9 protein-coding genes, 2 tRNA genes and 1 pseudogene are annotated in these 12,187 nt (G+C 59.4%); 7 read left to right on the top strand and 5 right to left on the bottom strand.

From position 1 onward, the window contains the following. Positions 1-113: 113 nt before the first annotated feature. From IOD17_RS17170 to IOD17_RS17190, 5 genes are all read left to right on the top strand, one after another. Complete coding sequence (locus tag IOD17_RS17170; RefSeq protein WP_233686257.1) at positions 114-1,586, top strand: sensor domain-containing diguanylate cyclase; 1,473 nt, start codon at positions 114-116, stop codon at positions 1,584-1,586. Next, entirely contained in the window at positions 1,583-1,798 is a 216-nt protein-coding gene (locus IOD17_RS17175; RefSeq protein ID WP_233686258.1) for a cysteine-rich CWC family protein, read from the top strand. The genes IOD17_RS17170 and IOD17_RS17175 overlap by 4 nt, the downstream gene beginning before the upstream one ends. A gap of 2 nt (positions 1,799-1,800) precedes the next feature. Next, complete coding sequence (locus IOD17_RS17180; RefSeq protein ID WP_233686259.1) at positions 1,801-2,493, top strand: pseudouridine synthase; 693 nt, start codon at positions 1,801-1,803, stop codon at positions 2,491-2,493. A 644-nt stretch (positions 2,494-3,137) separates the two neighbouring features. Continuing rightward, positions 3,138-4,022 carry an alpha/beta fold hydrolase gene (locus IOD17_RS17185; protein ID WP_233686260.1) on the top strand — a complete coding sequence of 295 codons (885 nt, stop codon included), beginning with the start codon at positions 3,138-3,140 and terminating at the stop codon, positions 4,020-4,022. A 95-nt stretch (positions 4,023-4,117) separates the two neighbouring features. After that, positions 4,118-4,191 (top strand) — tRNA-Gly (locus IOD17_RS17190). 137 nt (positions 4,192-4,328) lie between these two features. Here the strand turns inward: IOD17_RS17190 and gdhA are convergent. Continuing rightward, on the bottom strand, positions 4,329-5,666 hold the full coding sequence (gdhA, locus tag IOD17_RS17195) for an NADP-specific glutamate dehydrogenase (RefSeq protein ID WP_233686261.1): 1,338 nt from the start codon (positions 5,664-5,666) through the stop codon (positions 4,329-4,331). A gap of 333 nt (positions 5,667-5,999) precedes the next feature. After that, positions 6,000-6,074, bottom strand: a tRNA-Arg gene (locus IOD17_RS17200). A 134-nt stretch (positions 6,075-6,208) separates the two neighbouring features. Between IOD17_RS17200 and IOD17_RS17205 the strand changes: the two genes are divergently transcribed. Then, complete coding sequence (locus IOD17_RS17205) at positions 6,209-6,688, top strand: GNAT family N-acetyltransferase (RefSeq protein WP_233686262.1); 480 nt, start codon at positions 6,209-6,211, stop codon at positions 6,686-6,688. Between the two features lie 165 nt (positions 6,689-6,853). On the opposite strand, the pseudogene IOD17_RS17210 reads toward IOD17_RS17205, so the two are convergent. Continuing rightward, positions 6,854-7,057 (bottom strand): annotated as a pseudogene (locus IOD17_RS17210) (Glu/Leu/Phe/Val dehydrogenase dimerization domain-containing protein); the annotation flags it as partial. Positions 7,058-7,164: 107 nt separating this feature from the next. Next, positions 7,165-10,632 carry an indolepyruvate ferredoxin oxidoreductase family protein gene (locus tag IOD17_RS17215; RefSeq protein WP_233686263.1) on the bottom strand — a complete coding sequence of 1,156 codons (3,468 nt, stop codon included), beginning with the start codon at positions 10,630-10,632 and terminating at the stop codon, positions 7,165-7,167. A 201-nt stretch (positions 10,633-10,833) separates the two neighbouring features. Here IOD17_RS17215 and IOD17_RS17220 point away from each other — a divergent pair, with 201 nt between their 5' ends. Continuing rightward, positions 10,834-11,301, top strand: coding sequence for an Lrp/AsnC family transcriptional regulator (locus IOD17_RS17220; protein WP_160088079.1), 468 nt, complete (start codon positions 10,834-10,836; stop codon positions 11,299-11,301). A 120-nt stretch (positions 11,302-11,421) separates the two neighbouring features. Here the strand turns inward: IOD17_RS17220 and phnN are convergent, their stop codons facing one another. Next, a complete protein-coding gene (gene phnN / locus IOD17_RS17225) occupies positions 11,422-12,003 on the bottom strand; it encodes a phosphonate metabolism protein/1,5-bisphosphokinase (PRPP-forming) PhnN (RefSeq protein WP_233686264.1) in 582 nt (193 codons plus the stop codon). Between the last annotated feature and the right edge of the window lie 184 nt (positions 12,004-12,187).

A 12,187-nucleotide genomic window follows, 5' to 3' on the forward strand; every position in this document is an offset into this window, starting at 1 on the left:
ACCACACGACTGACGCCCTCCTTGACAACCAATCGGCGAGGTCCGATGTTTCAGCAGCGCCGGCCGTTGCCGAGCGCTACAATGCGGCCATTATTTAGCCAGCAGAGTCTTGCATGCCACAGCCCTCGCCCCTGACACGTCAACGTTCCTTGATTGTGCTTCTGCTGGTTCTGCTCGGCTGTGGCTTCCTCGCCACCTCCCTGGCCAGCTATTACACCGCCCTTGATTCAATCCGCGCCGGCATCATCAACACCGAGTTGCCCCTGACTTCGGATAACGTCTACTCGGAAATCCAGAAAGACCTGGTTCGACCCATCCTGATTTCCTCGATGATGTCGCGCGACACCTACGTGCGCGACTGGGTGCTAGGTGGCGAGCAGGATGGTGAACAGATCACCCGCTACCTGCGCGAGGTGCAGGAGCACTACGCCACGGTCACCAGCTTCTTCGTCTCCGAGAAGACCCATACCTACTACCAGGCCAAAGGCGTACTCAAGCAGGTGCAAGAAGCCGAAGCGCGTGACGACTGGTATTTCCGCGTGCGCGACATGCAGGCGCCTTACGAGATCAATGTCGATGTCGACATGGCCAACGATGACCGCCTGACCGTATTCATCAACTACAAGGTGTTCGACTACGAACATCGTTTTATCGGCGCCACCGGCGTGGGGCTGACTGTGGATGCGGTGGTCAAATTGATCGACACCTACCAGCAGCGCTACAACCGCAGCGTATTCTTCGTCGACACCACGGGCCGCCTGGTGCTGACCGGGACCGACGGTGGACCGATGGGCGCGCGCGTCGGTCAGTCGCTCAGCGAGCTGCCCGGCCTGGAACAGCTGATGGCCAAGCTGCCGCACCCACAAAGTGGGGATTTCGAGTACCAGGAACATGGCCGCGACCACTTCCTCAACGTGCGCTTTATTCCCGAACTGAACTGGTACCTGTTCGTCGACAAACATGAAGATGGCGCGGTAGCCGGCATCCGCAAGTCGCTGTACCTGAACCTGCTGATCTGCCTGGTGATTACCAGCATTGTCATCACCCTGGTCAGCCTGGCGATGGGCCGCTATCAACGGCGTATCAGCGCCCTGGCCACCACCGATCAGTTGACCGACCTGCCCAACCGCCGTGGCTTTGACCTGCTGGCCAACCAGGCCGTACAGGAGGCCCGACGCAACCCAAGCCCCCTGTGCGCGCTGATGCTCGATCTGGACAACTTCAAGCTGCTCAACGACAGCCAGGGCCATATGGCCGGTGATGAAGTGCTGCGCTGCTTTGCCCGCAACCTGCAGAACGCGGTACGCCAATCCGACATCATCTGCCGCTGGGGCGGCGAGGAATTTATCCTGCTGCTCAAGGACACCACACCCGATCAGGCCCGCGAGCTGGGCGAGAAAATCCGCCAGCAGACCGAACGCAACACCATCAGCTTCAACGGCAGCGACCTGCAAATCACCACCAGCCTCGGCCTGGCGCAACTGCATGCTGGCGAGTCGCTGGAGCAGCTGATTACCCGCGCCGACCGCGCCCTCTATCGGGCCAAACAAAGCGGTCGCAACCGCTTGTGTGAAGAAACCGCGTGAGCACTGATACCACCCGCTGCCCCTGCTGCGGGCAGCTTAACCAATGCGCCCAGGCTGACGCCGACGCACCGGTGAGCGAATGCTGGTGTTTTAGCGCCACCTTTGATGCCGAGCAGCTGGCCAAGCTGCTGCCCGAGCAGCGCAACCGCAGCTGCCTGTGCCCACGCTGCGCACAGGGCCTGCCAGCTGAGACGCAGCCAGCAAACGACTAGCCATGCGCCTCGACCGTTTTCTCAGCAACCTGCCCCAACTCAACCGCCAAACCGCTCGCCAACTGCTGGCCAGCGGCCGTGTGCGGGTGGACGGTGCGGTGGTTTGCGATGGTCTATGCGAAGTCAGCCAGTTCAGCCGAATCGAGGTGGATAGCGAACTGCAGCAAGCCGGCAAACCTGCCCGTTACTTTATGCTGCATAAACCCATCGGCGTGGTCAGCGCCACCGAGCATGAGCAACACCGCACCGTGCTGGATTTACTCGACGAGCCGGACAAAGCCGAGCTTCACCTGGCCGGCCGCCTGGACCTGAATACCAGCGGCCTGCTGCTAATCACCAACGATGGTCAATGGTCGCGCCGCCTCACCGAGCCGCGCAGCCGCCTGGGCAAGGTCTACCGGGTGACCACCGAACAGCCAATCACCGCGGAATACATCGAGGTGTTCGCTCGCGGCCTGTACTTCGCCTATGAAGACCTCACTACGCTGCCCGCCGAACTGGTCATTCTCGATAGCCACAGCGCCCTGCTGACCCTGCACGAAGGCCGCTACCACCAGGTCAAGCGCATGTTTGGCCACTTTCAGAACAAGGTCATCGGCCTGCACCGCCTGAGCATGGGTGCCATCCAACTCGACCCAGAGCTGCTTCCTGGCCAGTACCGGCCACTCAACACGGCAGAAATCGCCAGTTGCTAGGGTCTGTTGACGTTTCGTTCGCGGCCGCGCCGGAGCCAGTTTTAGCGCGAGGTAAGGCACGAGATGCGAAGTTTAGCCAGCTAAATGAGCCATCGAGAAACGCAGCATCGCGCTAAAACTGGCCCGGCCCTTCGGGTTGCGCGAAAAATCTCGCCATGCGTTGTTGGAGGACTTGGCAAGGGAACAACCATTACCTGCGCCCTCCGCCTAGCCTGGCGAGATTTTTCGCGGCAACGCGGCTCGCGACGAAACGTCAACAGACCCTAGCGTCAAGGTGCCGCCCAGTTTTTGTGCAGAAAAGGCAAATTAAGGCTTGTCAGCACCCCACGCGGCTGCTTAAATAGAACCATATGGTCTTAACGTGACTTAATGGTCACTAAAGCCATCTAAGCGCTCCATCGGTTACTTGCGCGCTGCGCAAAATGGGTTCCTGCCTGGTTAAAGACGCCGCCCCACACCTGCCAAAAGGTCGTGGACGGATGCTCTATTTCAGCCATAACTGATTGAAAATAAATAATTTATAAAATCCTCCAGCCTGACATCGTGCTGTCACGTCCAGGCGCTTTCCTGACTGCCCAACACCGTTCGGTTCAACGGCATTGCCCGTTGGCAATGGTCACTTTTATGCGCCAGGAGGAAACGACATGAAGCCAGCCATCGCTGTCGTCGATATACACAGGACGTTCAAGGTTCACACGGAGTTGTATGCCAACCCCAGCGCGCGCAAGACCATCATCCTGATCAACGGCTCGCTGGCCACCACCGCCGCATTCGCGCAAACCATCAAATACCTGCAACCACAGTTCAATGTGGTGCTCTATGACCAACCCTATGCCGGCCAATCCAAGGCACATAACAGCCATACCCGGCCAATCAGCAAGGAGGATGAAGCGGCGATCCTGCTGGAGTTGATCGAACAGTTTAAGGTCGACTACCTGCTGTCGTTCTCCTGGGGTGGCGTAGCCGCCATGCTCGCTCTGGCGCAACGCCCGGCGCGTATCGAAAAGGCAGTTATCACCTCCTTCTCGCCGCTGCTTAACGCGCCGATGCTCGACTACCTGGAAAAAGGTATGACCTACCTACAGGCCATCGACGGTGAGAATGTCGGCCAACTGGTCAACAGCACCATCGGCAAGTACCTGCCCTCACTGTTCAAACGCTACAACCAGCGCCATATCAGCAGCCTCGACAACCACGAATACCTGCAGATGCACGCACACATAAACCAGGTGGTACACATGGACAACCACTGCCAGATGGACTGCCTGGCGGCCATCGACATACCGCTGCTGTTTATCAACGGCGAGCACGACGAATACACTTCGCCAGATGACGTGCGCTTGTTTGCCGAGTACCTGAGTGACTGCCAGTTCGCCACCATCGACAACACCGGGCACTTTCTCGATATGGAGCACAAAAAGGCCTGGCTGCAGAGTCAAGCGGTGATGCTGGGCTTCCTGCAGGCCCCGGTACGCACCAACTCTAGCTACCGCCCGCAGCACGACCAGCACCACGCGATCGCCGTATGACGCGCCGGCACGCCGCAAGCCTGCAGCGCCTATCCACAGATAGCCGCGCTGCAGGCTTCATTTCGGCCAAGACTTCCGGTATAAAGGCACCCGCTGCGGGTGTCGTATAATGGTAATACCCTAGCTTCCCAAGCTAGAGCCGTGGGTTCGATTCCCATCACCCGCTCCAAATCTCAGTTTCTAAAGCCCTGAATTCTCTACAGACTTCGGGGCTTTTTAGTTTCTGGCGACAGTTCTTCAGGCGCCGTCACCAGCATAAAAAATGCCCGCACAATGCGGGCATTGTTACTGGTGGCGAATGAGGGCTTACACCACACCCTGCGCCAGCATGGCGTCGGCGACTTTGACGAAGCCGGCGATATTGGCGCCTTTGACATAGTTGACCCGGCCGTTCTCTTCGCCGTAGCGCACGCAGGCACTGTGAATGCTTTGCATGATGCTGTGCAGGCGCTCGTCCACCTCACCAGCGGTCCAGTTCAAGCGCATGGCATTCTGGCTCATTTCCAGGCCACTGGTGGCCACGCCGCCAGCATTCGATGCCTTGCCGGGGGCAAAGCAAATTCCGGCGTCGATAAACAGGTCCACTGCTTCCAGGGTCGACGGCATATTTGCCCCTTCGGCCACGCAGAAGCAGCCGTTGCTCAGCAGAGCCTTGGCATCCTCGGCATCCAGTTCATTCTGCGTGGCACACGGCAGAGCGATGTCACAAGGCAGCTGCCAAGGACGCTGGCCAGCGAGGAAGTTCAGCTTGAAGTGCGCGGCCATCTCGCTGAGGCGGCCACGGCGCACGTTCTTCAGCTCCATCAGGTGCTGCCACTGCTCCTCAGTCAGGCCATCAGGGGTATGTAGAGTGCCCTCGGAGTCCGACAGGGAAATCACCATGCCGCCCAGTTCCATGACTTTCTGCGCCGCGTACTGGGCCACGTTGCCGGAACCGGAAATGGCCACGCGCTGCCCTTCTACACCGCGATTGATGCGTTTGAGCATTTCCTGAGCGAAATACACGCAGCCGTAGCCGGTCGCTTCCGGGCGGATCAGGCTACCACCGTAAGTGATGCCCTTACCGGTCAGCACCGAAGTGAACTGGTTGGCCAGACGCTTGTACTGACCAAACATATAGCCGATCTCGCGACCACCCACACCGATATCACCCGCCGGCACATCCAGGTCGGCACCGATATGACGATACAGCTCGCTCATAAAGGCCTGACAGAAGCGCATCACCTCGTTGTCACTCTTGCCTTTCGGGTCGAAATCCGAGCCACCCTTGCCGCCGCCCATGGGCAGCGAGGTCAGCGAGTTCTTGAACACCTGCTCGAAGGCCAGAAACTTCAGCACACCGAGGTTGACCGATGGATGGAAGCGCAGCCCCCCTTTGTAGGGGCCAATGGCACTGCTCATCTGCACTCGATAGCCACGGTTGACCTGTACCCGCCCGGCGTCATCAACCCAGGACACACGAAACAACACCACCCGCTCGGGCTCGACCATACGCTCGACGATACCGGCTTGCAGGTAACGCGGGTTGGCCTCCAGAAATGGCCAGAGTGAGCGCAGCACCTCTTCCACCGCTTGATGAAACTCCGGCTGGTGAGGATCGCGCTGTTTCAGGCGGGAGAGGAAAAGCTCGACGGATTCGCTCATAGGGGTACCCCAACAGTGCCCATAGGCCGGGCAGATCGACTGAAAAGTGCGCCGCACTCTAGCAGCCGCAAGAGCACCGCAACAGAGCAAAATGTCGCTTATATGAATCTTTTTGGTGCGTACAAATAAATCGCCTGCTCTATTCAGGACATTAAAGCGCACAAGTTATCGCACAAAAATAGGGCTCAACTGCACACATTTAAAGCATATGCATTATGCGAGGTGCAGATGTCAGTCCCGGCAAGCACGCATGGTGCGTAGTCGAGAACATGTTAGGCAGAGGTGAGATCAGTGCGGACAATGCAGGGGGATAGCTGTTACCCCCAGGAAAGATGGCGTTCCCAACTGGATTCGAACCAGTATCTAGCCCTTAGGAGGGGCTTATTCTATCCATTGAACTATGGGAACCGAGGCTGGATAGACAGGCCACCAGCGGGCGGCATCTTAGCGAGACCTCACGCGTTTGTCATGCCGCTGCCATCATCTCGGCGCCATACTGCCAACTGACTGCCAACCGGTTGTCATAAGGAGAGGAGATCGTCATGCGCCCCGCTGCTTCGCATCATCTGCCGGATTCGCCTTTTGCCGATTTTCACCTGCGTGCGGTCAGCGTTAACGATGCTGCTGCTCTGGCTGCCTTACTGCAGCAGCTCGCGCCCGATGAGCCGCGTGCCGATGCCAAGCTGTTGGCGTTGCGTTTGAGCGAGCTGCCGGTAAGCCGTGTGGTGCTGGTGGCCGAGCGTGACAGTAAGTTGCTTGGCACCTGCACGGTCAATCTGATTGAACATCTGGCGCACAACTTCGCCCGCTCGGCGATTCTGGAAGATGTGGTGGTGGATACTGAGGCTCGCGGACTGGGGATTGGCCAAGCACTGATGGGTAAAGCCATCGAACGCGCCCGCACCTGGGGCTGCTACAAGGTGGCGCTGTCCAGCAGCCAGAGCCGTGAGGCCGCCCATGCTTTCTATGCCAACCTGGGGTTTAAGCCGCATGGCGTCAGCTTGGCGCTGATGCTGGACTAGAGGCTATCAACGGCTTTTGTAGGAGCGGGTTTGGTTTTGCAAAACCTGCCAGACGTTTTTAACGCCCAAAGCGCTCTTCAGCTAACTGATCGGCGATTTCTACCGTGGTTCTGCTCGCCGCATCGGCGCGTTGGAAAATCTGTTCCAGGGTCGCGTCGATACCTTTTTATAGGTCATACCGCGCGACAGGCGCAGCACATCACGCAGCGCTTCATCGTCATTAGCGTAATTCCACATGCGGCAACCGCCGAGGGCCGGGCCAAGGTTGCTGTTGTGAATGGCGATAATCGCCCGCAGGCCGCTGGCCTTGTCGTGGCCGTAGACCACCTGTTCGTGGTAGTCGAAATCGATATGGGAAAACACGGACATGGGAGTTCCTTGATGGTTCTTGTTGTAGGAGGTGAGCGACTGTAGGAGCCAGCTTGCTGGCGATCCGCTGGTGATCGCCAGCAAGCTGGCTCCTACAGGGAGGTGGCTTATGCAGCTGGTTCGAACAACTGCACCGCTGCGATCTCGCTGACGGTCATACGTGCTTTAAGCTGAGCGCTCTGCTCACTCACTTTGGCCAGGCTGCGTTCCTTGACGTGGCCATAGCCGCGGATCTGCTCCGGCAACTCAGCCAGGGCCAGAGCGGTGCGGTAGTTGTCGGCGTTGAGCTCCTTGAGCAGGTAGTCCAGATCCTGCTCGTAGTCGTCGATCAGCTGCAGCTCAAGCCGGCGCTCGGCGCTGTAGCCGAACAGGTCCAGCGGTGTGCCACGCAAGAACTTGAATTTGGCCAACACGCCGAAAGCCTTGAGCATCCAGGCGCCGAACTGACGTTTGCGCGGCTCGCCGGTGCTGGCGTCCGGCTTGCTCAGCCAGGACGGAGCCAGGTGGAACTCCAAGCGGTAATCGCCAGTGAACTGCGCCTCCAGCTGACGGATAAAGTTGCCGTCGCTGTACAGCCGCGCCACTTCGTACTCGTCCTTGTAGGCCAGCAGTTTGAAGTAGTAACGCGCCACGGCCTTGCTCAAGGCTTGGTCCGCGCTCTTGTCGACCTGCTGCACCCGCGCCACCTGCTCGCGGTAGCGCTCGGCGTAAGCTGCGTTCTGGTAGGCGGTCAGGCGCACCACGCGGTCAGCGATGATTTCTTCCAGGGTTTGGCAATGCGGCGCTTCGATCACCTCTGGCTTGGCCAGACGTTCCACGGCGACCACATCATGGGCGGCACGACGGCCCCAGAGGAAGGCCTGCTGATTGAGCTGCACGGCCACGCCGTTAAGCTCGATGGCCTTGTTGATGGCTTCGGCGGAAACCGGCACCAGGCCCTTCTGATACGCGAAACCGAGCATAAACAGGTTGGTGGCGATGCTGTCGCCGAGCAGGCGCGTGGCCAGGCGGCTGGCATCGACAAAGTGGGTTTTGCTCGCGCCGACCGCTTCGATCAGCGCCTCGCGCATGGCCGCGCCAGGCACCTGAGCATCGGGGTTGCGGGTGAATTCGGCGGTGGCCGCTTCATGGCTGTTGACCACCGCATGGGCGATCTTGTCATTCAGCTTGGCCAATGCCTCTTCACTGGCCGACACCACCAGATCGCAGCCTAGCAGCAGGTCGGTTTCACCAGCGGCGATGCGCACGGCAAAGATATCGTCCTGCTTGGCGGCAACGCGGATATGGGTGATCACCGGGCCGAACTTCTGCGCCAGGCCAGCCTGATCGAGCACACTGCAGCCCTTGCCCTCGATATGCGCAGCCATGCCGAGCAACGCGCCGACTGTGGTGACACCGCTACCGCCGACACCCGGCAGGAGGATATTCCAGGGACGATCCAGCGCCGGTTGTTTGGGTTCTGGCAAAGCAATAAACAGCGCGCTCAAGCCCACTGCTTCCGGCTTGCGCAGGTTTCCGCCATGCACGGTGACAAAGCTTGGGCAGAAGCCTTCAACGCAGCTGAAATCCTTGTTGCAGGAGTTCTGGTCGATCTCGCGCTTGCGCCCCAGTTCGGTTTCCAACGGCAGCACCGACAGGCAGTTGGATTTCACACTGCAATCGCCACAACCCTCACACACCGCAGAGTTGATAAAGGCACGCTTCTGCGGATCAACCAGCTTGCCGCGTTTGCGCCGACGGCGCTTCTCGGTGGCACAGGTCTGGTCGTAGATGATCACCGAGCAGCCCTTGAACTCGCGCAGCTCGCGCTGCACGGCGTCCAGATCACGGCGATGGTGGAAGGTGACGATGGGCGCAAAGGTATTGCGGGTCGGGTATTTCTCCGGCTCATCAGTAACCAGAGCGATGCGCTTCACCCCTTCGGCATACACCTGCTGGCTCAGTTGATCGACACGCAGTTCGCCGTCGATGGGCTGGCCGCCAGTCATGGCCACCGCGTCGTTGTAGAGAATCTTGTAGGTGATATTCACTCCGGCAGCCACAGCCGCACGCAGGGCCAGCTGGCCGGAATGGAAGTAGGTGCCGTCACCGAGATTCTGGAAGATATGCGGTGTGTCAGTAAACGGTGCCTGGCCGATCCAGGTCGCACCCTCGCCTCCCATCTGGGTAAAGGTGTCGGTGTTGCGGTCCATCCACTGGGTCATGTAGTGACAACCGATACCGCCCTGGGCGCGGCTGCCTTCCGGCAGTTTGGTCGAGGTGTTGTGCGGGCAACCGGAGCAGAAATGCGGAGTGCGCACGGTGTGGTGCTTGGGCGCAGCCAGGGAGGCTTCCTTGGCGGCGAGGAAGGCCAGACGCTCTTCAATCTGCGGGCTGCTGTAGATCGGTGCGAGGCGCTTGGCGATGGCGCGGGCGATCATCGCCGGGGTCAGTTCGGACAGGTTCGGCAGCAGCGAATGGCCAGCTTCGTCGAACTCACCCACCACAACCGGGCGCTTGCCCACTGGCCAGTTGTACAGCTGACCAGTGAGCTGGTCCTCAATGATGCTGCGTTTTTCCTCGACCACCAGAATCTCGTCCAGGCCTTCGGCAAACTCATGCACCGACACCGGCTCCAGCGGCCAACTCATGCCGACCTTGAGCACGCGCAGGCCCACCTGGGCGCACAGCGCTTCATCCAGGCCAAGGTCATCCAAGGCCTGACGCACGTCGAGGTAGGACTTGCCGGTGGTGATAATCCCTAAGCGTGGGTTGGGCGAATCGAGCTTGATCTGGTTGAGGTTGTTGGCCAGCGCAAAGGCACGGGCGGCGTAGATTTTGTAGGTGTTAAGGCGCGCTTCCTGAGCCAGGGGCGGATCCGGCCAGCGGATATACACGCCGTCTTCCGGCAGCTTGAAATCCTCGGGAATCTTCACCTGCATGCGCAGCGGGTCGACATCCACCACGGCCGAGGAGTCGACGTTCTCAGCGATGGTTTTCAGCGCCACCCAGCAACCGCTGTAACGCGACAGTTCCCAGCCGATGATGCCGTAATCGAGAATTTCCTGAACATTGGCCGGGTTGAGCACCGGGATCGAGGCGGCAATAAACGCATGCTCGCTCTGATTGGCGATGCTTGAGGATTTGCAGCCATGGTCGTCGCCGGCCAGCAACAGCACGCCACCATGCTCGGAGACGCCGGCCGAGTTGCCGTGCTTGAACACATCACCGCAGCGGTCCACGCCCGGGCCCTTGCCGTACCACATGGCGAATACGCCGTCGTAGCGCGCGCCGGGGAACAGGCTGGTCTGCTGGCTGCCCCACACAGCGGTGGCGGCCAACTCTTCGTTGACCCCCGGCTGGAAGTGGATGTGATTGTCTTTGAGGTACTGCTTGGCGTCCCACAGGCTCTTGTCGAGGTTGCCTAGCGGCGAGCCACGGTATCCAGAAATAAAGCACGCGGTATTCAGGCCATGAGCTGCGTCGCGTTGCTTCTGCAGCATGGGCAGGCGGGTCAGCGCCTGGGTGCCGGTCAGGTAGAGGTGACCGGTAGCAAGGCGGTACTTGTCATCCAGGCGGATCTCGGCCAGAGACATGGTGGTGCTCCTGTTATTTTTATCGAGAGCTGGGTTGGCAACGGTGAATGCCACCCTTGTTAAGCCTAGTGCGGGATCACCCCACAAGGCGTATGGCCAAGAATATGACTGAGCAGTACGGAGATTTTCTTTCTATTTTCGGGATGAAAAGCCAATACTGCGCATGACCTTTCTAACAAATATAAGAATTCAGGAACAATCATGCAGGACTTGCTCAGCCCCATTGATCGGAAAATTCTCCGCCTGCTGCAGCACAATGCCGACCTCTCCGCCGCCGAGATCGCCGAGAAGGTGGAATTGTCACAATCGCCCTGCTGGCGGCGGATTCATCGCATGCAGGAAGACGGCATCATCGAGCGCAAGGTGGCCCTGCTCAGCCACAAGCAACTGGGCTTTAGCATCACCGTATTTGTCGATATCAAACTCTCAGCCCACGGGCGCAGCAACCTGGAAGAATTCGAGCGCGCCGTGGTCGGTTACCCCGAGGTGCTGGAGTGCTTCACCATGGCCGGCGGCTCGGATTACCTGCTCAAGGTGGTGGCCAAGGATATCGCCAGCTACGAGCGCTTCCTGCGCGACCACCTCCTGCAACGCCCGCATGTGCACGAAGCGCACTCGCATATCGCCATGAGCGAGGTTAAGCGCACCACTGAGTTGCCATTGGATTGAAGGCTCATGGGAGAACGCCTGACGGTTTCGCTTCATAGGCTAAACACTCGTAAGGTGCGCCGGGCACACCAGCGCCACCCTCGGGGCAAACGCAGTTAGCATCGCCCATTTCATAAGGACTCAGGCGTATGCGTGCGCATCGCTCAGCAGTTTTAACAACTGGGTGACGGTTTCCTCGAGGGGGCCGGAATTGTCGAGCAGGTATTGCGACTTGATCTCGCCCTTCTCTCCAGAAGAGCGCGACAGCGGTTGCAGTTCACGACTGCGCGCCAGGCGCGCTTCTATCTGTTGTGCACTTTCCCGGCCGCGCGCCAGCAGACGTTGACGCAAAGCAGCCTCATCCACCTGCAGCAGGATGGCCAGCAGCCCAGGATAGTGCTCACGCGCTTGAGGCAGATAACCGCGTGAGCCATTGACCAGCACATCCTGCCCCGCAGCCAGCCAAACGTCGATCTGCCGAGGGATGCCATAGGCCAAGCCATTGGCGCGCCAGCTCAGGGCAAAGGCACCGGCGGCTTCCTGTTGATCAAACTCGGCCGGCGACACGCCGATGGCGTCCTCACCCAGCGCTTCCGCCGAACGGGTAATGATCCGCCGGGCAATTACACAACCGCGCTCGCCCAGGCGCTCACGCGCGGCATTCAGTAGGCTGTCCTTGCCCGAGCCCGAAGGCCCCATCAGATAGATCAAGCGGCCGCTCATCAGAACACCTTTTTCACTTGTCACCAGGCTTACTGAATCAGCGCCTGACCATTTCGCGGTTACAGGCAGCTGAAAGCCGTTGCATGGTACAGAACAAGATAGAGAAACCTCGTATCAGGATGATCGATTAGGCCTGCCCCGCCGTGACTATTGCTTAATGGTTTTTCCGGCACCGGCTCGGTTT

Source organism: Pseudomonas anguilliseptica, from assembly GCF_021375795.1.
Classification (GTDB): domain Bacteria; phylum Pseudomonadota; class Gammaproteobacteria; order Pseudomonadales; family Pseudomonadaceae; genus Aquipseudomonas; species Aquipseudomonas anguilliseptica_A.